20 protein-coding genes are annotated in these 19,326 nt (G+C 39.6%); 7 read left to right on the top strand and 13 right to left on the bottom strand.

Annotated elements, in window-relative coordinates; all coding sequences use genetic code 11:
* Positions 1 to 68 precede the first annotated feature (68 nt).
* The 3 genes from BUA02_RS11540 to BUA02_RS11530 form a co-directional block, all read right to left on the bottom strand.
* Positions 69 to 362, bottom strand: a complete 294-nt coding sequence (locus BUA02_RS11540) for a hypothetical protein (protein ID WP_072704264.1) — start codon at positions 360 to 362, stop codon at positions 69 to 71.
* 195 nt (positions 363 to 557) lie between these two features.
* Positions 558 to 1,316 (bottom strand): hypothetical protein, encoded by a 759-nt coding sequence (locus tag BUA02_RS11535; protein ID WP_072704261.1) that lies wholly within the window; start codon positions 1,314 to 1,316, stop codon positions 558 to 560.
* 30 nt (positions 1,317 to 1,346) lie between these two features.
* Positions 1,347 to 2,513: a DUF3810 domain-containing protein gene (locus BUA02_RS11530; protein WP_072704259.1), complete on the bottom strand. Its 1,167-nt coding sequence runs from the start codon at positions 2,511 to 2,513 to the stop codon at positions 1,347 to 1,349.
* A 165-nt stretch (positions 2,514 to 2,678) separates the two neighbouring features.
* On the opposite strand from BUA02_RS11530, the gene BUA02_RS11525 reads away from it, so the two are divergent.
* From BUA02_RS11525 to BUA02_RS11515, 3 genes are all read left to right on the top strand, one after another.
* A complete protein-coding gene (locus tag BUA02_RS11525) occupies positions 2,679 to 3,356 on the top strand; it encodes a response regulator transcription factor (protein WP_072704257.1) in 678 nt (225 codons plus the stop codon).
* Between the two features lies 1 nt (position 3,357).
* Positions 3,358 to 4,662 carry a sensor histidine kinase gene (locus tag BUA02_RS11520; RefSeq protein ID WP_072704256.1) on the top strand — a complete coding sequence of 435 codons (1,305 nt, stop codon included), beginning with the start codon at positions 3,358 to 3,360 and terminating at the stop codon, positions 4,660 to 4,662.
* An 88-nt stretch (positions 4,663 to 4,750) separates the two neighbouring features.
* A complete protein-coding gene (locus tag BUA02_RS11515) occupies positions 4,751 to 5,236 on the top strand; it encodes a hypothetical protein (RefSeq protein WP_072704253.1) in 486 nt (161 codons plus the stop codon).
* Here BUA02_RS11515 and BUA02_RS11510 read toward each other — a convergent pair.
* Complete coding sequence (locus BUA02_RS11510) at positions 5,211 to 6,323, bottom strand: hypothetical protein (protein ID WP_207647719.1); 1,113 nt, start codon at positions 6,321 to 6,323, stop codon at positions 5,211 to 5,213. The two genes, BUA02_RS11515 and BUA02_RS11510, sit on opposite strands and share 26 nt — an antisense overlap.
* Between BUA02_RS11510 and BUA02_RS15715 the strand changes: the two genes are divergently transcribed.
* On the top strand, positions 6,283 to 6,588 hold the full coding sequence (locus tag BUA02_RS15715) for a hypothetical protein (RefSeq protein ID WP_178297664.1): 306 nt from the start codon (positions 6,283 to 6,285) through the stop codon (positions 6,586 to 6,588). The genes BUA02_RS11510 and BUA02_RS15715 overlap by 41 nt on opposite strands.
* Before the next feature lie 112 nt (positions 6,589 to 6,700).
* On the opposite strand, the gene BUA02_RS11505 is transcribed toward BUA02_RS15715, so the two are convergent.
* The 4 genes from BUA02_RS11505 to BUA02_RS11490 form a co-directional block, all read right to left on the bottom strand.
* Positions 6,701 to 7,390, bottom strand: a complete 690-nt coding sequence (locus tag BUA02_RS11505; protein WP_072704247.1) for an RluA family pseudouridine synthase — start codon at positions 7,388 to 7,390, stop codon at positions 6,701 to 6,703.
* Positions 7,391 to 7,505: 115 nt separating this feature from the next.
* Positions 7,506 to 8,195: a response regulator transcription factor gene (locus BUA02_RS11500; RefSeq protein WP_071174894.1), complete on the bottom strand. Its 690-nt coding sequence runs from the start codon at positions 8,193 to 8,195 to the stop codon at positions 7,506 to 7,508.
* 22 nt (positions 8,196 to 8,217) lie between these two features.
* Complete coding sequence (locus BUA02_RS11495; RefSeq protein ID WP_072704244.1) at positions 8,218 to 9,729, bottom strand: sensor histidine kinase; 1,512 nt, start codon at positions 9,727 to 9,729, stop codon at positions 8,218 to 8,220.
* Between the two features lie 88 nt (positions 9,730 to 9,817).
* Positions 9,818 to 10,756: a glycoside hydrolase family 43 protein gene (locus tag BUA02_RS11490; protein ID WP_071174892.1), complete on the bottom strand. Its 939-nt coding sequence runs from the start codon at positions 10,754 to 10,756 to the stop codon at positions 9,818 to 9,820.
* Positions 10,757 to 10,920: 164 nt separating this feature from the next.
* On the opposite strand from BUA02_RS11490, the gene BUA02_RS11485 reads away from it, so the two are divergent.
* Complete coding sequence (locus BUA02_RS11485; RefSeq protein WP_072704241.1) at positions 10,921 to 12,501, top strand: glucose-6-phosphate isomerase; 1,581 nt, start codon at positions 10,921 to 10,923, stop codon at positions 12,499 to 12,501.
* A gap of 67 nt (positions 12,502 to 12,568) precedes the next feature.
* On the opposite strand, the gene BUA02_RS11480 is transcribed toward BUA02_RS11485, so the two are convergent.
* The 4 genes from BUA02_RS11480 to BUA02_RS11465 all read right to left on the bottom strand — a co-directional run bounded on the left by BUA02_RS11480 (position 12,569) and on the right by BUA02_RS11465 (position 16,638).
* A complete protein-coding gene (locus BUA02_RS11480) occupies positions 12,569 to 14,821 on the bottom strand; it encodes a TraX family protein (RefSeq protein ID WP_072704238.1) in 2,253 nt (750 codons plus the stop codon).
* Positions 14,818 to 15,513 carry a 5'-methylthioadenosine/adenosylhomocysteine nucleosidase gene (locus tag BUA02_RS11475; RefSeq protein WP_071174889.1) on the bottom strand — a complete coding sequence of 232 codons (696 nt, stop codon included), beginning with the start codon at positions 15,511 to 15,513 and terminating at the stop codon, positions 14,818 to 14,820. Before BUA02_RS11475 ends, BUA02_RS11480 begins: the two co-directional genes overlap by 4 nt.
* Before the next feature lie 135 nt (positions 15,514 to 15,648).
* Entirely contained in the window at positions 15,649 to 16,188 is a 540-nt protein-coding gene (locus BUA02_RS11470; protein ID WP_071174888.1) for an NADH peroxidase, read from the bottom strand.
* Positions 16,189 to 16,242: 54 nt separating this feature from the next.
* Entirely contained in the window at positions 16,243 to 16,638 is a 396-nt protein-coding gene (locus tag BUA02_RS11465; protein WP_242946505.1) for a Fur family transcriptional regulator, read from the bottom strand.
* A 178-nt stretch (positions 16,639 to 16,816) separates the two neighbouring features.
* Between BUA02_RS11465 and BUA02_RS11460 the strand changes: the two genes are divergently transcribed.
* Positions 16,817 to 17,683, top strand: a complete 867-nt coding sequence (locus BUA02_RS11460) for a MurR/RpiR family transcriptional regulator (protein ID WP_072704234.1) — start codon at positions 16,817 to 16,819, stop codon at positions 17,681 to 17,683.
* Positions 17,684 to 17,691: 8 nt separating this feature from the next.
* Positions 17,692 to 18,171: an S-ribosylhomocysteine lyase gene (locus tag BUA02_RS11455; RefSeq protein ID WP_071174886.1), complete on the top strand. Its 480-nt coding sequence runs from the start codon at positions 17,692 to 17,694 to the stop codon at positions 18,169 to 18,171.
* 62 nt (positions 18,172 to 18,233) lie between these two features.
* Here BUA02_RS11455 and BUA02_RS11450 read toward each other — a convergent pair whose 3' ends face one another.
* Positions 18,234 to 19,316, bottom strand: coding sequence for an undecaprenyldiphospho-muramoylpentapeptide beta-N-acetylglucosaminyltransferase (locus BUA02_RS11450; RefSeq protein WP_071174885.1), 1,083 nt, complete (start codon positions 19,314 to 19,316; stop codon positions 18,234 to 18,236).
* Positions 19,317 to 19,326 lie beyond the last annotated feature (10 nt).

Here is a 19,326-nt window from a genome sequence, read left to right as displayed (position 1 = left end):
AGGTCTTTTTTTATGTACTGACTAAAGCAATTGATTAACTATATATAACTTATACTAATCTAATTGAATTAGTTGTTTGATGAAGCTTCTGAAGCAGCCTCAACAGCCTCTTCTGATGAAGCGTCTGCTGCAGCGTCCTCTGATGATGCGTCAGCTGCTGCATCCTCTGATGAAGCGTCTGCTGCTGCGTCCTCTGATGATGCCTCTGAAGCAGCCTCAACAGCCTCTACAGTTGCCTCTACAGTTGCCTCTACTGATGTCTCTTCTACAGCTGTCTCCTCTGTAGCTGCCTCACCGCAACCTGCAAGAACTGCTGCTGAAAGTGTTAAAACTGAAAGTAATGTAACGATATTCTTCTTCATAATATATATTCTCCTCTTCTGTACTAATAATGTATTTTTGCATTTGCCATTGGCGAAATGCTATCTAGCAATTGCTTCAGTACAAAGTAAGATTATATACTGTGAATTTCAGAATGTCACCGACATATGTGAGAATAAAATCTTAAGATTTCCTTAATATTTTGTGCATAATTAACAAAAAACAGCACATTTTCCTCAATTTGACACTTCGCTTGAGGCATTTGTTGCATCATCGCCATTTTCCGCTGTTTCTGGCTCTTTTAACACTGTATAACTACCAAGGCTTGCAGAGCCTGTCTTGTCACTATCACTGTATTTCAAGGTAATTGATATTCCTGCTTCATCAGCACCAGCTAAGCTATCACATGCCAAAGTATAGGATGTATTGTTGTCATTTTTAACAATGAACTCCCAATCTGCGCTGCTCTTGTTAATATCAAGAACAACTCCCATCAGGGTATATCCTGCTTCAAGCACTACTCCATCTCCAAGAAGATTATCTGTATAGGTATCTTCTGACAGATCATGGAGAACAACTTCTGTCAAGTTCATACCTGTTTTGTTGACAAGGTATGCTCCAACGTTGCTATACTTGTCCTTCTCAGCTTTTTTCTTGGTCTCAGCGGCTAAGGTTTCGTCAAACTCAGAATTGAGACTCTGATACTCTTGTGTTAACTCCGTGATCTTTGGTAGAACGCCGTCGATCTTTTTGTCACTCATCTTGGTAAAATCCAGAGCTTCGATCTCGGCAACTTCCTTGGACAATTCTTCCAGTTCACTCTTTTTAGAAGAATCTGTTATATCAAGATATGTTGCTTCTGCGCTTTCTTTTGCTTCTAATAAAACTCCTCTTGCTGTCTCAGCTTCGTTTAGTTTCTCATCTGAAGGCTTACAAGCACACAGAGCAAGCATCATTGAAAGTACTAGTGTGAATACGGTTATTTTCTTTTTCATAGTTAATATCTCCCTTTAAAGGCTATTGTATCACACACCTTCCGGGAAATTGTAGTAATAATCCATAATAAGTGCGACAACATGTGTATAGCTGCATTTACCTGAGCTAACGCCATTAACCTTAAGATTTGTGTCTATGAATGTTTCAGCAGCTTTCTTAACTGTTTCAGTCTTAACTACTGCCTTTTCTTCTACCTTTACCCATGCTTCATCAGTCATGAACTTGTTGTCATACTTGACTCTGGCCGAGATCTTGACGTGGGAGTTGTACTCTTCCTTGCTGACAGCTCTGTAATAGTCATTATTAATATAGTTAAGAACTCCAAGATATCCGCTGTACTGGAACACTACATCTTCAGAATTGATGCAGGCAAGGAAGCCAAAGAAATTCGCTTCATCCTCAAAGATATATCCATGAGTGTGAGCAAGCTCATGACACATAGTAAATGGCTTATTCATGATAGACATCGTATCGTTATAATTTGCTTCCATAGAAAATGGGAAGTAATAACCCTGCATATACTGCTGGCTCATGAAATCAGAAAAATACAGCGCCTTTGGAGTTACATAATATCCACCAAGTCTTGGATAGCGATCTTCAAGACTCTTCATAGCCTCGATAGCTGTCTTTCGCATGTCACCTTCATAAATAACATTACCATTTTCATCATGAGGGACCTTAGTCGAAAGCTCGTTGCATTTTTTTACCACATAATCTCTAAGCTCAGCCAGCTGAGCGATATCACACTCAGATCCTGTGTTCTCACCATAAAGGCCTATCTTAGATGTGTGATAAAGGGCAAAACAGTTAAGAGACATTACTGTGCAGATGATCGCCATAAGAACTGGGGAAACTCTGTAAAGAGCATTAGAGATCTTATTAAAGATCTTTTCAGCCCTGAAATATCTTGCTCCAAGTGCATTAGCTCTTTTGCCATATATCATGAAACATGTGTGAGCAATAATGAAAAAAACTGATAAAGCCACAAACAGCACTATGAACACAAGCATCACTTCACCAATAGAAAATGGCACGAGGCTTGTGAGTCTTCCATATGCGCTTGAAATGACTGGGAAAATGTTTGCTGCATAGAAGTCAGAAAAAGCCGCACTATTCCATGCGACCAGATTAAAAATCATGCATACGGCGATTACTGAAAAAAAGACCAGGTAATGAGAATCACGCTTTTTCTTCATTAATTGCTCCCCCGAAAGTTTATAAGAGTATTCTACAAGACAAATATGTACTCAAAATGACTAAACGCAGGTTTTATGTTCATATTTTGTACACATATTTCTTCTTTCGTAATCTTTCATTATGTTAAAATTAAGGTAGTAGTTATTTAATATAGGAGAAAACATATGCGACTTCTATTAGCTGATGACGAAAAAGAGCTTTCAAATGCTCTTGTTGCAATCCTAAAACACAACAATTACACAGTAGACGCTGTTTATAACGGCACAGATGCCTTGGACTATGCTCTGACCGGAGATTATGACGGCATTATCCTGGACATCATGATGCCAGGACTTGATGGAATGGATGTACTTAAAAAGCTAAGAGATAAAGGCCTTTCTACACCAGTTCTTTTCCTGACCGCCAAATCCGAGATCGATGACAGAATAAAAGGCCTTGACCTTGGAGCAGATGACTATCTTCCAAAACCTTTTGATATGGGTGAGCTCCTGGCAAGGGTAAGAGCAATGCTCCGCAGAAAAGCAGACTTTTCACCAACTAATCTAAGCTGCGGAAATCTAACTCTTGATCGTTCCGATTATGATCTGAGCACTCCTGATCACGACAAGATCCATCTTGCCAGCAGAGAATTCCAGATGATGGAACTACTTATGACTTCTCCGGGAAGGATCATCTCCGTTGACACCTTTATGGACAGGATCTGGCCTGACGGCGAAGCTGACGTTAACATTGTGTGGGTATATATCTCTAACCTTCGTAAAAAACTGTCTTCACTGGAAGCAAACTGTGAGATCAAGGCTTCAAGAGGCGTAGGATATTCAATTATAGTAAACGAGGCTTAATATGGTTAATAAGCTTAGAAAAAAATTTGTCGTTACTGCAATGCTCTCACTCCTGACTATTCTTCTTGTAATGATAGGTGTGATCAATGCAATCAATATCAGCCGGACCATCAGGCAAGCTGACAATCTTTTGTTTATGCTTGCCGACAACAACGGCTATTTCCCCGGGATGTTAGATGATCCAAATGGGCCTGTCCCTGGAAACATCAATCCTCCAGACCGTCCACGCAATCCCAGCATTCCTTTCCAATTCGAAATGCTAAATAATAACAGAGATGCTGAAGTTCCTTATCAGGCAAGATATTTCTGGGTTAAATTCTCTTCTGACAAAAGCATCACTGAAGTCAACATCCAGCACACTGCTACAGTCACAGAGGATGTTGCCAAGGATTACGCAACCAGTGCTCTGTCTAGCGCAAGCCAAAAAGGCTTTTATCACACCTACAGATATAGCGTAGTTCAAAAGGAAGATGGTTCCTACCTTGTTCTGTTTTTAAATATCAGTTCAGAAGTTTTAAATGCTCTTACACTGCTCTTGCAATCTGTTTTAGTTGGAGTCTGCGCCCTTCTTGCCATGTTCATACTGGTATTTCTTTTCTCAGGGAAGGCTGTCGCTCCAGTTGTGGAATCTTTAGAGAAGCAAAAGAGATTTATCACCGACGCAGGTCACGAACTCAAGACACCTCTTGCTGTGATTTCTGCAAACATCGACGTTTTGGAGATAGAATCCGGCAAAAGTGAATGGACAGAAAGCATCAGAAATCAGGTTAAAAGAATGACTGAGCTCGTTAAAAATCTCCTGACGCTTTCAAGAATGGATGAAGAAAAACCCAACATTGCGTTTAATAATATCAACCTTAGTCAGATCGTAAAAGATGTCTCGAGTAGCTTCGAGCCTGTGGCTTCCTCAAATAGCAAGACCTATAGAGTAAACATTGAAGATGATATCCATATCTTAGGAGATAAAAACACCTTAACCCAACTGACATCTCTTCTTTTGGACAATGCCATTAAGTACTCCTCTGATAATGGCAGTATTAGTGTCAACCTGACCAAAGAAAAGGCCATAACTCTTAAGGTTTCTAACACCTGTGACACCATTCCTTCCGGCAATCTGGACAGACTCTTTGACAGATTCTACAGAGCTGATTCTTCAAGGGCCCGCGAGACTGGAGGATATGGCATTGGCCTCTCTGTCGCAAGAGCAATTGCAGCTTCTCACAAGGGCACAATAGAGGCTGTTAGAGAGGGAAATGACACTATTTGCTTTGTTGTTAACTTTCCTGTACAATCGGTCAAAAAATAAAAAATCGTCAAAGATTATATGATATAATATATGTATGTACCACCATATTGCATCTATAGTTGATTCTCAATGATTTGGGGAGGTGTCTATGTACAAAAAGGGTGATAAAGTTATAATGCTTGATTACAACGGAAAACCCCTGATACCAAAGTTAGTTGCTGAGATCGAAGAGGTTTATGGGGAAGACAGAGTACGCCTGCATTTACCAGATAATGCATGTTGTCTCGAATTTGTCGATCATTTTGAGAAGATCGATGACAAGACTTATAACGAAGTCCTAAACGCAGTTCTCGAAAGAGAAAAAGAACTGCCTGTTGATCTTCAGCTGGATATCAGGAAGTTTGCTTCCAAGCATCCTCGCAGAAGAAAAGATGAGATTCTCAAGATGTTTGACCAGGATAAGCGCTATGTATCTGTACTAAACGCTTATCGCGGAAGAGTTAATATGTATGGCAAAGAGAACATCAATGAACATTTCCTCTTTGAATACAATGAAGCTCTTTACGGAATCATAGAAACCAGAACATTCTTCCATGAGCTGGATGATTCTATTCCCGTTCCTGTGCTCGACTGACAAAAAGAGCTATGCCAAGCAGGATAAATAAGTAAGGCGTAGATGTAACAGTCGAAAAGGACACACTACAATTGAATAAGTAAGAAGTTATAGGGAGTGCGCAGATCATCGCTGCGTGCTCCTTTTTTGATGAATCACTAGTGTCAAAAGTTTTGATAAGGCCATGAATGACCGATATTATCAGCACTCCGTAGGTCAAAATACCTATCATACCTCTTTCTATCAAGATAGTAAGAAGCTCGCAGTGCGCATTTGTAAGCCTGTTGCCATTTAATACATTAAGAAGAGATTCCGCCCACACCGAATGATTGTAGGCATAAACATAAAAGCAGTCCTGCCCAACTCCAAAGAGCTTCTGCCAGGAAGATAGTCCCTTAAATATGTCCACTGATATCTGCCAGATGATACCTCTTCCATTTCCAAAATATCCATCTGCCATTATGACTATTATTATAGAAGAAACTGCTGCAACTATTCCCAGTACTACCAGCGCTCTTCTGTAGAATTTACCTATAAAAGAAACATTTATCTCTTCAAATAACCTTGATACTCTGTAAACAAAAAATGCTGCCGCCATAACAATAAGACCAATGTGCATGTCGCACACCATAAGAATGATCCCTTCTTCATAATTATAGCTTCTTCCAAACAACTCCATGAGTATCTTGGTTAGTTCCATAGAAAAACCAAGTAATGCCGCCTGTGCCATAAACCTTTGAAAACTTTTTCTTTTGCCAAAGGACATATAGAGCATGATTCCATAGGTTCCAATGACTACGAGAGCTGCACTATCTGACCCCTGCAGGAAAAGAGCCACCAGCCCTGTGACTACATACAGGTTAGTCAATGATCCTTTTAGCGAAAAGAACTTTTTTCCATAGGAAAGACCTATTCCAAGCGGCACAAAGATACCCAAAAATCCCACGTACCAGTTGATATTACCAAGGGTCGCCAAAAAGCTTGGGTTGGCGCCATACACATAAAAAGGATAAATTCCAAATCTATTTAATATGCCTAAAACAAATGTAGAAAAAGGAATGATCAGAATGAGTGAAAGAACAAGAGCATTAAGCTTTACGCCCTGCATGAACAACACACAAAAAGATATCATTAAAAAGACCGATAAAAATCCGCATCTCCATCCCTCCTGCCCCAGGAATGCAGTCCTTTTATCACATGAAAAAAACAATGTAATTGCATTTGAAAAAACAAATGCACCTATGATCATGGCTTTTTGTGGATCACAAAAAAGCTTTTTAGGTTCTTCAAGGATTTTTAATATAAAAAGAAGTGCAAAAAAGAAGGCAGAAACGCCAAGATATAATACCCCCTTTGCCTCTCCCAGCATATAGTACCCTTGCTTCATATAAAGCGGGAGGGCGCTACACATGATGATCAGATATATTATCTTAACTATTTCCGTTATTTTCGCACTTTTGTTTTTCATCTTAGTTTCAGTTCCAATTATTCATCAAAAGATTTTAAGAATTCCGGTTCAACTTCATAGGATACTTTCTTTTTGGTCACCGGATGTTTAAATCCAAATTTGTAGCAGCAAAGGCATACATTTGATAGGCCTAATTCCTTGGATACGCCCATAGATTCTGCATTTCCGTACTTTTGGTCTCCAACTATAGGAAATCCCATATGCGCCATCTGAACTCTTATCTGGTGAAAACGCCCTGTTAAAAGCTTGATCCTAAGAAGTGTACATCCTTTTTTACGCCATAGGACTTCGTAGTCAAGCTCTGCCTTCTTGGCATCGGCAGTATTCTCAGTTACTTCAGCAAGGCCAGTATCTAAGTTTCTGATCAGATAGTCTGATAAATGGCCCTTTTCTTCAGGAACAGCCCCATAGCAAACAGCATAGTAATACTTATCTGTTTTGTGTTCCTTTATCTGCCTTGCTAGATCTGAAGCTGCTTGTTTTGTCTTGCATACTACCACAACGCCTTCTACGGGCTGATCAAGCCGGTAAACCGTACCTACATAGGGCGGCTTTGAGCTCTTTGATCCATCTTTCCTTGCAAGATAATTTCTCACACTGCTGACAAGGTCCATCTGTCCTGCTCTTGCACCTTCTGTGGCCATTCCAGCAGGCTTGTGGCAAACTATTATATCCTTGTCTTCAAAAATGTATTCCAAACGCTTCAAATCAATACTCCTATAAATTCCACATTAGAAAAAATTACGGCAGGAATAATTACGCCTGACAAAAGCCAGCCATAATGCCTCCTGCCGATAATAATAAAATTAAAATGTTAAATAATCAAACCTTAAATCTGTAGCCAACGCCCCAGATTGTCTCAATGTACTGTGGGTTTGATGTATCATATTCGATCTTTTCACGGATCTTTTTGATATGTACTGTTACAGTAGCGATATCGCCGATTGAATCCATGTTCCAGATCTTGCGGAAGAGCTCTTCCTTTGTAAATACATGATTAGGATTCTCAGCAAGGAATGTAAGAAGATCGAATTCCTTTGTTGTGAAGCTCTTTTCATCTCCGTCTACGTATACTCTTCTAGCAGTCTTGTCAATCTTGAGTCCTCTGATTTCTACGAAATCATTAGATTCATGTCCTGATCCAACAAGTCTTGAGTATCTTGCCATGTGTGCCTTAACACGGGCAACAAGCTCAGATGGGCTAAATGGCTTGGTGATATAATCATCTGCTCCAAGTCCAAGACCTCTTATCTTGTCGATGTCATCCTTCTTGGCTGAAACCATGAGAATTGGCACATCTTTCTTTTCTCTGATGTGCTTACAAACCTCAAATCCGTCCATTCCTGGAAGCATGAGATCCAAGATGATAAGGTCAAAATCCTCTGCAAGTGCTGTCTGAAGACCTGCATCACCTGTGTTTTCTATTGAGACCTCAAAGTCACTCAGTTCAAGATAGTCCTTCTCAAGGTCTGCAATAGCCTCTTCATCCTCAACAATAAGTATTCTGCTCATACACTTTTCGCCTTTCTTTGTGTTATAGGTTTTCATTGTCAACAGTAACGGTTTCAGCACCAGATGAGAATTCAATGTACTTTCTCAACACAAAGTGCATGCATGTTCCTTCACCTTCATGGCTGGTAGCCCAGATATAACCGCCATGATCTTCAATGATCTTTTTAACAATGGATAATCCGATTCCGCTTCCTCCCTGCTTGGAATTCCTTGAAGCATCTGTGCGATAGAACCTGTCGAATATGTTCGGGATGTCTTTTTGGGCGATTCCTTTACCATTATCCTCAAGTTCGATCCTTATGGAATCTACTTCATCCAAAATCCTGATGTCAATCTGGCCGCTGCCATCGTCTCTATCAAGATATTTAACACTATTATTCACAACATTATTTATAACTCGTTTAATCTGTTCTGGATCAGCAACGATCTGCGTATCCGGCGTAGTTAGATTAGAATAATTAAGCTTGACTGATTTGCTCTCTAGATCCGCTCCTATCTCTTCGATGCAGTCGCCAAAGTACTCTGCGACGTTGATCTTAACAAAATTGTATGGAATGCGGTTGTTATCAATACTGGAGTACAATGTAAGTTCATTTATAAGGTTGTTCATGTCGTTGGCCTTATTGTTAATGATCTTGATGTACTTCATCTGTTTCTCAGGGCTATCTGCAACTCCTTCCAAAAGGCCTTGTGAATAGCCTTTTATAGCAGTGATAGGAGTTTTCAGATCGTGAGAGATATTACTGATAAGCTCTTTGTTTTGCCTCTCTCTGTCTATCTTTTCATCTGCTGACTCTTTTAGCCTCAGCCTCATGTCCTCATAGTTACGATACATGGCCCCTATCTCGCCCTTTTCCTTGACGTCCGTGGGAAGCATATAATCAAAATTTCCATCTTTGATATGCTGCATGGCTATGTTCAGTTCATCTATAGGTCTAAAGAAACTTCGTCCTATCCAGGTAGTTAAAAGAATACTTGTAACCAGAAGGATCAGAATTATGGCAATTGCCATATATACCACCAGCGATGTTGTAAGTCCTGTCCTGATACCAGATATGATATAAAGACTTCCTTCATCACCATCTGAGAAATAAAAATCCATCTGTCTTACGAGATGCTTGGACGACGTAAAATACACACCTTTGATATCTGTTCCGAAGCCTGGAAGCTCGTATATAACTTCCTGGGCCATTTCCGGATTAGCTACATAATAGATCGAGTAGCCTTTCTTTACGATAATATATGCATATTTTGATGCTATCTTTTGGTCTATCTCACTAAGATACTCTTCGTTTTCTAAAACGAAAGGATCAACCAGCATGGTTACTAGAATCTCTTTTACCAATTGATCTGTCATCTCAGAGAAAGTTCCACCCGGATCGGATACCATTCCGTAATCCACAACCCTGCCATTATCGATATTCTGTTCATGCACCAAATATCGTCCAACAGCGAGATAAGCACCAAGTGCTAGAATCATCGGTATAATCACTATTGCAAGTGAGGTTATTAAGAGTTTAGTACGAAAACGCATAAGTCCCCCTATACACTTTTTAGTATACCATAATTCTAAATTCTAAAAAATATATATATCAAAGATAAACGACTACTTTCTAAATTTTTTAACGGTTTGGATAGTGCTTTTTGATCCTGTCGTACTCTTCGTCTGTGATCTCCATGACTGTTCCGTGCTTAAATCCATAAGGGAAGCTAAATTCCTTATCTGAACGTACAAAGCGGCCTGTAGAAATATCCTTGGCAACAAATGGTACATAACCCTGTTTTTCCTTCTCACAACCGTAGAAATCAAGCATTACACACCAGCTGCCATCAGGAAGCTTATAGCAAGTTGGAGCTTCGTACTGTCCCTGCTCTAATTTGTCCATCTCTTCATCAAATGCAGGCATTCTCTCGTACTTTCCTGTAAGAGATGTTCCTCTCTCAAGGATAATGTGCTCTGGATTGAAATCACTCTTTAAGAATCTGTAGTAGTAACCATTTTCATAAACAATGTTAGAATCAATGATTCCTGTATCACATTTATTACAAAGCTGCTTTGGCTCTGTGTATGTCTTGAAATCCTTGGTCTTAGCATAATAGATAGCCATAAAGTTATCAGAATCCCCAGGATATCTTGAAGACCAATGAACCATATAATCTCCGGCCTCTTCATCAAAAATGATGTCTGGAGCCCAGGCACAGCCGTAGTTATCGTCAACTACTTTGACCAGTTCCTGCTCAGACCAGTTTACAAGGTCCTTTGACTCCCATTTTGAAAGATATTTACTACCTTCTCTATTTACCTTGTTCCAGTTATTTTCGTATTTATCTTTGAAGTTACGTGCTATAGCAAGGTCTGTAGCGAGAATTACAAATGTGTTATCCTTTTTTCTTGTAATTGTGAAGTCTCTTACGCCCTGCTCTCCAAGGTGACTTTCAAGGATAGGATCTCCATTATTTACCTTCTCCCAGTTAAATCCGTCCTTAGAAACGCCAAAGTATAATTGTTCTCCATCTGGTGTTGTTTTTTCTTTGAAGTGTGCAAACAAATACGCTCCCATACTGCCCTCCGCTTGGTTTATTAGTTTTATCTAAAATATTATACCTATCACAAAACATTATCAATATTTTATAGTCTTCTTCTTGATATGAACCTGGTTCTTTGCTAAACTTTAACTTGGTAAAGGAATACGTTTTCCTTGTTACCTGATAGGAGGATTATATAATGGTTGATTGGAAAAATCTTGACACACTTAAAGCTTACGACGATCTTAAAAATGTTAAGCATGTAGATCTCGTATCTGCTATGACAGGTGAAAGCGGCGCCAAAAGAGTAAAGAACTACTCAGTAAAAATGGCGGCTGGTCTTTCTTACAATTACGCTGCAAAGGAAGTTGATGATAACGTTCTTTCTGCTCTCAAGGCTCTTGCTGATGAGGCTCAGCTTTCTGACAAATATGCAGCTCTTTACAATGGAGAAGTTATCAATACTGGTGAGAAGAGAATGGTTCTTCACCAGCTTACCAGAGGCCAGCTTGGTGACAACGTTATGGCTGATGGAGTAAATAAAAGAGACTTTTACTTAAATGAACAGAAGCGAATCGCAGAGTTCGCAAACAAAGTTCACTCAGGTGAGATCACAAATGCCAAGGGTGAGAAGTTTACAACAGTTGTTCAGATCGGTATCGGTGGTTCAGACCTCGGTCCAAGAGCTATGTACCTTGCTCTTGAGAACTGGGCACACAGAACTGGCAACTTCAAGATGGAAGCCAAGTTCATCAGTAATGTAGATCCTGATGATGCTTCAGCAGTTCTTAATTCTATCGATGTAGCTCATTCAATCTTTATCCTTGTTTCAAAATCAGGAACAACACTTGAGACATTAACAAATGAGTCTTTCGTAATAGATGCACTCAAGAAGGCAGGCCTTGATTCATCCAAGCACATGATCGCTGTTACTTCTGAGACATCACCCCTTGCCAAGAGTGATAATTACCTTGAAGCATTCTTCATGGATGACTATATTGGTGGACGTTATTCATCAACATCAGGCGTTGGCGGAGCAGTTCTTTCACTTGCATTTGGTCCTGACGTATTTGCTCAGTTCCTCGATGGTGCTGCAGAAGAGGACAAACTTGCAGCTAATCCTAATATGCTTGAGAACCCAGCAATGCTCGATGCTATGATCGGTGTTTACGAGAGAAATATCTTAGGATATGGTAGCACAGCTGTACTTCCTTATTCACAGGGACTTAGCCGTTTCCCTGCTCACTTACAGCAGCTTGACATGGAGTCAAATGGTAAGAGCGTTAACCGTTTTGGCGAGCCAATCAACTATGTAACTGGTCCTATCATCTTTGGTGAACCTGGTACAAATGGACAGCATTCATTCTATCAGCTCCTTCATCAGGGAACAGATATTATTCCTCTTCAGTTCATTGGATTCAAGAACAGCCAGCTCCAGAATGACGTTAACATTCAGGACAGCACAAGCCAGCAGAAGCTCTGCGCAAACGTAGCAGCTCAGATCGTTGCATTTGCTTGTGGTAAAAAAGATGAGAACCTCAACAAGAACTTCAAGGGTGGACGTCCTTCAAGCATCATCATTGGTGAAGAGCTTAATCCTAAGTCTCTTGGTGCTCTCCTTGCTCACTTTGAGAATAAGGTTATGTTCCAGGGATTTGTATGGAATATCAACAGCTTCGACCAGGAAGGTGTTCAGCTTGGTAAGGTTCTTGCCAAGAAGGTACTTGCTCACGAGACAGATGGAGCTCTTGCAGAATACAGCAAGCTCTTAAACATCTGAATTTAGAATATAAATAATAAAGGCGTGAAAAGAATGATTCTTTTCACGCCTCTTTTTTGCTAATGATTTAAATATCTAAAAATTCGTAAGTCTTTTTTCCGTGCTCTTTAGCCAGATACAATGCCTTATCTGCGCTAGTATACAGCTTTTCATAATTCAGTTCCTTATCCTTGTAACTATCACCGGTCACCTGAACGATTCCAAGAGATATTGATGTAATACCTTTGTAGCTCATCTTAACAAGTTCTTCATCATAGGAACTGATCTGTTTTTTTGCAAAGTCCTGAAGCCATTTCCTGTCTGTACTGCCCTCTATGAACATACAGAACTCATCTCCACCTATTCGTCCTGAATAAATCCTGTATCTCATAGTGCTCTTCTCTGCAGCCTTCATGACTGAAGCAAGAGCTACTAAAGCCGCGTCACCTGTCTTGTGACCATATTTATCATTTACATTCTTGAAATTATCAAGATCTAACATGATAAATGCGCCCTGTCTCTTTTCTGAAAGGATACGATCAACGTTTTCTTCAAACCATCCTCTGTTATAAATTCCTGTAAGTGAATCCTTGCTGGCACTTTCTTCCACCATATTCAGGTAATTGTAGTGCTCTGTAAGATCAAGTATCCACAGGATCTGGCCTGTGACATGGGACTGTTCAATAAGTGGCTCAATACGTGTCTCATAGGTATGACCACCTATCTCAATAGACTTTTTCTTTTCTAAAAATATGTCTTTTAACATAGGAACGGCGTAGGCGTCATCATATTTATAAAACTCTCCAAAAATTGTATTCACCCACTTGTTGTGGTAAAGGATCCTGTGAGAGGAATCTACTACAATAACACCCTCTTTTCCCTTATTAAGAGCATTGCCAAAATCAAGGCTTATAGAATCGAGGTAACTATACTTGCCGAGAGATATTGAGACAAATATTGCTGCAAAAGGAATTCCAAGAGCCGGAATCTCATAACCATTGGTAAGATTCAATACCTTGATCAGATATGGCAGCCACATAACGATCATAGCGTACAAAAGAAATCTAAGTCTCTTTTTATGAAGGCTATTAGCATGTTTCGCGCTCTTAACACCTATTATTACGCACATAAGGCAAACTGCAAAACTATATACCACAAAGATCTTGAATGCAATTCCATATCCTACAACCTGCATTCTAGGAAAGCTTCCTGCTTCGTAATTGATTGTGATAGCCTTGTACATAAGGCCGTTATCTTCATATGTAAACAGACTATACATTACAAAGAATGAAACAACGATTTCTAAAGAATAGATGAAACCTGATATTCGTGTATGACATAGTTCCTGCATGCAGTACGTCAGGGAGATAAAGAGCATACATTCAGCAAAAAACTGTAATTTAGTTCCGGTATAAACACCCGCTACTTCTCTTGTAGTGATCTCTTGCAAAAATCCGAAGATATACATTATTGCGAAGATCATAAAGCAGGTAACTGCATTTTGCGCTCTAGACGGGTTAATTGTAAGAACATATCCCAGCATTATCAATGCGATAACAAGGGCAATTATGTGCGCCATTATATATATATCCTGATCAACCACATTTCCAACTAAATATTTGATTGCCGATAATATAAGAAAATGGCCGGGATAGAAGCAATAAAAGAAATATTTATTAAATAAATTTTTCTTTTCCCCAAGCTGTCCATTATAAAAATACAATGGTATAAGTCCAAACACAAAACCTAAAAGATACAGTCTCTCAGCTACATTCCAGTCATATTTTGAAAAATGATACTTCTGATTAAGCAATATCATTGCTATCAGCGATATTTCCATTACAACAGTAGCAAAAACAAACCACTTAGCCTTAGTTTTAAAGTCTTTTCCATAATAAAAGATAAGCACATAAATGATAGGCATTATCACCCATCCGCCAATGTTCCAGGAAATAACAAACAGCACTCCTATGAGAACTGCTTTGGTTCCCTTTGGCAATATCTTATTATCCGCAATTGTCAGGGCTAAAAGAGCCAAAAGCAGATCAAAGATTATATTTTGTCTGTAATCATACTCTTCATGGAAAAAAATATAGAAAGGAAATATCGAAAAAACAGCAAAAGTTGCCATCCTGTTAATGTAACTCTTTAAATCACTGGTATGGCGATAGCCCTCTGCAACGAAAAAGCACATGATCGGAATAGTAAGCCTTCCGAAAATGTGCATAATCTGACCAAGCGGCGACATGAAATCAACAAATCCCCACGCTGTATGGTCAACGACCATTGCTATGATAGCTAAGATCTTTAATTCTCTTCTACTAAGTCCCTTGGTATTCATAAGCTCCTTAACAGTTCAAGTGTTGCTGCTGCGCAATCCTTAGCTGCTTTTGCCTCAAAAACAGGATAATCAACAATATCACTTCCATCAGCCTTGTCAGAAATGGCTCTGATGATAAGGAATGGAATATTGTTAAGATAGGCAGCCTGTGCAATAGCAGCGCCTTCCATCTCTGTGCACTTTCCGTTAAATTCAGCCTTGATAGCATCCTTAACTTCATTGCTGCTGATAAACTGATCGCCGCTGCATACTCTTCCTTCGAAGATTCCAAGATCAGGTGCAGCCTTCTTGATAGCGTCTTTTGCTTTGTTACGAAGAGTCTCATCCGCAGTAAAAGATGCTACGCCAAGCTGAGGAACTTCTCCCTTTTTATATCCAAAAATTGTGGCATCAACATCGTGGTAGCATACATCTGTAGAAAGAACTATATCCCCGATATTGATCTGGGCATCAAGGGAACCTGCTGCTCCTGTGTTGATAACGTGAGTAACGCCAAAAACATCTACAAGGATCTGAACACAGATACCAGCGTTAACCTTGCAGATACCACTGCGAACTACAACTACGTCAACTCCGCCAAGTGTTCCCTCAAAGAACTCCATAGAAGCCTTTTTGATGGTATTCTTAAGCTCCATCTTCTCTTTTAGAGTTTCGACCTCTACTTCCATCGCTCCAATGATTCCAATTTTCATATATTTATATCTCCTATTAAATAAAATTCCTCTAATACTATAATATAATATCGTCCTGTTTTCTAATATAAAATTAGTATAAAAAGAGCCGGTGGATTATTGCATTCCACCGGCCCTAAAACTTTATTATCCTTATTATCCAAAGTATCTCTTTAAGAGACCTTCAAATGCCTTGCCATGTCTAGCCTCGTCACGGCCAATCTCATGAACAGCATCATGAATTGCATCAAGATTGAGCTCTTTTGCCTTCTTAGCAAGATCTGCTCTTCCCTGTGTTGCACCGTACTCTGCATCAGCACGAAGCTCAAGGTTCTTCTTGGTTGAGTTTGTAAGAACTTCACCAAGCATCTCTGCAAAATGAGCTGCATGCTCAGCCTCTTCCCAAGCAGCCTTCTCATAGAACGCACCAATCTCAGGATATCCTTCTCTAATAGCAACTCTGGACATCGCAAGATACATTCCAACTTCTGAACACTCACCGTTAAACATCTCACGAAGACCATTCTTTATCTCTTCAGGAGCTTCACTTGCAACACCAAGAACATGCTCACATGCCCAAACCTTCTCACCTTCCTGCTTCTGGAACTTAGAAGCTGGAGCCTTACATACTGGACAAGCCTCTGGTGGCTGATCTCCCTCATGTACATATCCACAAACCTGACATACCCATTTCATAGTTCTAGTCTCCTTTCCTGCGCTTTGCGCAAAGTGCATCTACTGCACAACAATTTAATCATCACTATTTTCTTTTAGACAATCCTCGCAGATGCCATAAAAATAGATCTTGTGCCCATCTATTTTCCCAGGAAAATTCCTGGCTGCTACCTTATCTATAGAACCGATATCATCCATCTCCAGATCAATGACTCTTCCGCACTTGCTACAGACAAAATGATTATGCTCACTTGTATCTGCATCGAAGTGCTCGTATCCATCTCCAACTCGCAATCTGGCTATTTCTCCTATATCAGATAAAAGAACCAGATTCCTGTAGACGGTACCAAGACTTATCTTTGGATAAATCTCCCTGATGTTGTTATATACGACCTCAGCCGTTGGATGATCCTTTCTTCCTTGCAGGAAATCCTTGATCATAGCTCTTTGCTTACTATACTTAAGCGCCACGTCTTCCTCCTGAAAGTTTTTAAAAATAGTAATCATTACTAATTTTAAGTATAACATAGACAAGACCTGTTTCAAGTACTTTTATAAAACTTTTATATATTAATTTTCAATTGCTTTGAAAATTAATTTCTATTTGGGGGTCAAAATACGATATACTTATTCTATGGAGGTTTAGTATATGAATATTGTTAGCGAAAGAATAAAAAGCTGTTACAATTCACTTCCTGCATCCGAACGACTAGTAGCGGATTATGTCTTAGAAAACAGTGACGATCTTTTCCAGTACCCTATCAAAGATCTTGCTGCAAAATCAGGCACTACCCAGGCCGCTTGGACAAGGTTTGCCCAAGCTATTGGTTACGAAGGGTTAAAAGACCTTAAGGGAGCCTATTATACAGAGGCAAACAATTCCTTAAGACAAAATGACAGTAGTCCTAAGGTTGCCTTCAAGGATGTTAATGAATATACATCACTCCAGTCAATTGCTGATAATATCTGTGCCACCAGTGTTCAGGCCATTCAGACCACTTATAGATTATTTGATGCCGGAACCTTCAAGGATGTTGTTACCAAAATAGTTTCAGCCAAGCAGATTCAGATCTTTGGCATCGGTGCTGCCGGCATCGCTGCTTATGATCTATATTGTAAATTGCTAAGAATTCATTATAATGTTATATTTAATCAGGACTATCACATGAACCTAATGAGCTTGTCTCAGATCAAGCCTTATGACGTAGCTATCTTCTTTTGTGATAATCCAAAGGATAAGGAAGTAATGCAGCTTTATAACCTTGCCAAGAGCAAAGGCGCAACAACTGTTGCAATTACCAAGCTGGGCAATAATCCACTTACTACAAGCTGCGATTATATCTTGTTTGCCACATCTCCAGAAATAGACAAAAAGAGCGGCGTGACAAGTTCAAGATTTGCTCACCTGTTCCTTGTAGACACATTATATACAGCGATCGCTAACCGCGATTACGAAAATATCAGAGAATACCTGAAGGATTCCTTCGAAGTATTCAACGAAGTACAAAAGGACTAAGAATAAAAATGGAAAAAATTGCTAGCTTTACAGTTAATCACCTGGATCTTGAGCCAGGTATCTACGTATCAAGAAAGGATAAGGTTGGACAGGAGACTATTACAACTTTCGACCTTAGAATGACAGCTCCAAACAAAGAGCCTGTTATGAACACTGCAGAAGTTCACACAATGGAGCACCTTGGAGCAACATTTTTAAGAAATGATGCTGAATACAAGGACAAGACAATCTACTTTGGACCAATGGGATGCAGAACAGGATTTTATGTAGTTCTTGCTGGAGACCTTGATTCAAAGACAATCGTTCCACTTATCACTAGAATGTTCGAGTTCATGCGCGACTTTGAGGGAGAAGTTCCTGGAGCAAGCGCAAGAGACTGCGGCAACTACCTTGATATGAACCTTGGAATGGCTAAATTCCTTGCAAAGAGATACTTAGACAACACTCTTTACAACATCACAGACAAACACCTTGTTTATCCAGAATAATTTATAAACTAAAAGATCTGCCCTTAGATATCTAAAGGCAGATCTTATTTTTTGTTCAAATATTATTTCTGGATCTCTTCTTCAATAAGTTTAACTATTGTATTAGTTGCGCTGTGAAGATTACTCTTACTCATGTTATCAATAAATATATCTCTTCTCTCAAAGAGATCTTCGATAGTCTCTACCAAGATATCTTCATCAAGATCATCATTGTCGATAACAAGTGAAAATCCCTGTTGCTCAAAAGATCTTGCATTGAGCATCTGATCTCCTCTACTTGACTTGGTAGAAAGAGGGATCAGGATATTTGGCTTTTTGAGTGCAAGAAGCTCACAGATTGAGTTTGCTCCCGCTCTTGAAACTACTATATCAGCCATAGCAAAGATGTCCTTAAGCTCAGCCTTAACGTACTCAAACTGCTTGTAGCCTGGTACTGTGAGTTTTAAGTTGTCCATCTTCTCTTTGCCGCAGATGTGAACTATGTTGAAATTAGGAAGGAGTCTTGGAAGTGCGTATCTAACAGTCTCATTAACTGACTGTGCACCAAGGCTTCCGCCAATTACCATGAGAACAGGCTTGTCATCTGTAAATCCGCAAAGCTTCTTACCTTCCTCCGCTGATCCCATACCAAGCTCTTCTCTTATTGGTGTACCTGTAAGAATAGCTTTTTCAGCTGGTAAAAGACGCATTGTCTCAGGGAAGTTACAGCAGATCTTCTTGGCACCACTCATGCTAAGCTTATTGGCAAGACCTGGTGTCATATCTGACTCATGTACGATATAAGGAATCTTAAGAATTCCTGCAGCTCTGACAACAGGAACACTTACAAATCCGCCCTTAGAAAACACGATATCTGGCTTGATCTTCTTTAGAAGCTTAACTGCCTCAGTAAATCCCTTTAAAACTCTGAAGGGATCTGAGAAATTCTTTGGATCAAAATATCTACGAAGCTTACCAGTAGCAATTCCAAAATATGGAATGTTGTAGTCCTCAATAAGCTTTTTCTCAATTCCTGTATATGAACCGATGTAGTAGATCTCGTATCCAGCTTTCTTAAGTGCTGGAATAAGCGCTATATTTGGAGTAACATGACCTGCACTTCCTCCACCTGTTAATACTATTTTCTTAGTAGCATTCTCGCTCACTTCTTTGTCC

The organism is Butyrivibrio hungatei DSM 14810 (assembly GCF_900143205.1).
In the GTDB taxonomy this organism is placed as follows: Bacteria; Bacillota; Clostridia; order Lachnospirales; family Lachnospiraceae; genus Butyrivibrio; species Butyrivibrio hungatei.
This window is presented reverse-complemented; position numbering and strand designations above follow the sequence as displayed.

Coding starts and splice junctions, on each gene's coding strand:
- BUA02_RS11540 (WP_072704264.1), bottom strand. CDS start 362: ATGAAGAAGAATATCGTTACATTACTTTCAGTTTTAACACTTTCAGCA.
- BUA02_RS11535 (WP_072704261.1), bottom strand. CDS start 1,316: ATGAAAAAGAAAATAACCGTATTCACACTAGTACTTTCAATGATGCTT.
- BUA02_RS11530 (WP_072704259.1), bottom strand. CDS start 2,513: ATGAAGAAAAAGCGTGATTCTCATTACCTGGTCTTTTTTTCAGTAATC.
- BUA02_RS11525 (WP_072704257.1), top strand. CDS start 2,679: ATGCGACTTCTATTAGCTGATGACGAAAAAGAGCTTTCAAATGCTCTT.
- BUA02_RS11520 (WP_072704256.1), top strand. CDS start 3,358: ATGGTTAATAAGCTTAGAAAAAAATTTGTCGTTACTGCAATGCTCTCA.
- BUA02_RS11515 (WP_072704253.1), top strand. CDS start 4,751: ATGTACAAAAAGGGTGATAAAGTTATAATGCTTGATTACAACGGAAAA.
- BUA02_RS15715 (WP_178297664.1), top strand. CDS start 6,283: ATGAGTGAAAGAACAAGAGCATTAAGCTTTACGCCCTGCATGAACAAC.
- BUA02_RS11510 (WP_207647719.1), bottom strand. CDS start 6,323: ATGCAGGGCGTAAAGCTTAATGCTCTTGTTCTTTCACTCATTCTGATC.
- BUA02_RS11500 (WP_071174894.1), bottom strand. CDS start 8,195: ATGAGCAGAATACTTATTGTTGAGGATGAAGAGGCTATTGCAGACCTT.
- BUA02_RS11495 (WP_072704244.1), bottom strand. CDS start 9,729: ATGCGTTTTCGTACTAAACTCTTAATAACCTCACTTGCAATAGTGATT.
- BUA02_RS11490 (WP_071174892.1), bottom strand. CDS start 10,756: ATGGGAGCGTATTTGTTTGCACACTTCAAAGAAAAAACAACACCAGAT.
- BUA02_RS11485 (WP_072704241.1), top strand. CDS start 10,921: ATGGTTGATTGGAAAAATCTTGACACACTTAAAGCTTACGACGATCTT.
- BUA02_RS11480 (WP_072704238.1), bottom strand. CDS start 14,821: ATGAATACCAAGGGACTTAGTAGAAGAGAATTAAAGATCTTAGCTATC.
- BUA02_RS11475 (WP_071174889.1), bottom strand. CDS start 15,513: ATGAAAATTGGAATCATTGGAGCGATGGAAGTAGAGGTCGAAACTCTA.
- BUA02_RS11470 (WP_071174888.1), bottom strand. CDS start 16,188: ATGAAATGGGTATGTCAGGTTTGTGGATATGTACATGAGGGAGATCAG.
- BUA02_RS11460 (WP_072704234.1), top strand. CDS start 16,817: ATGAATATTGTTAGCGAAAGAATAAAAAGCTGTTACAATTCACTTCCT.
- BUA02_RS11455 (WP_071174886.1), top strand. CDS start 17,692: ATGGAAAAAATTGCTAGCTTTACAGTTAATCACCTGGATCTTGAGCCA.